The following is a 554-nucleotide window of genomic DNA, read 5'->3' on the forward strand; positions in this document are numbered from 1 at the left end:
GGTGTGAGCGGTGCGGTTAAAGCTGGAATTGGTCTTGCCAAAATTGGCATCAACGTTGGTCGCGATGTGCTTGATAGCATGGAGCTTGCCAGTCGCACGAGTGCAGTTACGGACGGGCGGGCTTTGGGAGCGCTGGATGGTGCTGGTGGTGCCGCATAAATCCCGAAGAAAATTCCATATCAACCAAATGGGACGGTTGTGTTGCAAGGGGAGGCCCCTGTATGCGGTCCTGCTTGCGCAGCAATGGTTATTTCAGATCGAACAGGTAATTCAGTAAGTCTTGAAAGTGTTATTGGGAGCTTCGAAAATGGAATTCGGCCGACTGGCGTTAATGCGTCGGAACTGTCAAATGTAATATCTAAGGCTGGCGTGGAAAATACTGTTGAGACGGTGATGATGCCAGGGCAATTGAGCTCCAATCTTTCAAAAGGGCAGGTGGTTATAGTTAATATAAGGGGGCATTTCATAATCGTCGACAGTGAGGTTAGTGTAAATGGTGTTTCATACTATATGACAAGAGACCCATATATTGGTCCTAGAGGCGTGTTGGCTAG

The 554-nt window shown here is 48.4% G+C and carries 1 protein-coding gene; it reads left to right on the forward strand.

The window, feature by feature from the left end; genetic code table 11:
- Positions 1-243: 243 nt before the first annotated feature.
- Positions 244-554 (forward strand): hypothetical protein (locus M3189_RS26440; protein WP_251639765.1); only part of this gene is annotated, 311 nt, incomplete at its 3' end.

This window comes from Neobacillus niacini, assembly GCF_023715415.1.
Classification (GTDB): Bacteria; Bacillota; Bacilli; order Bacillales; family Cytobacillaceae; genus Neobacillus; species Neobacillus niacini_C.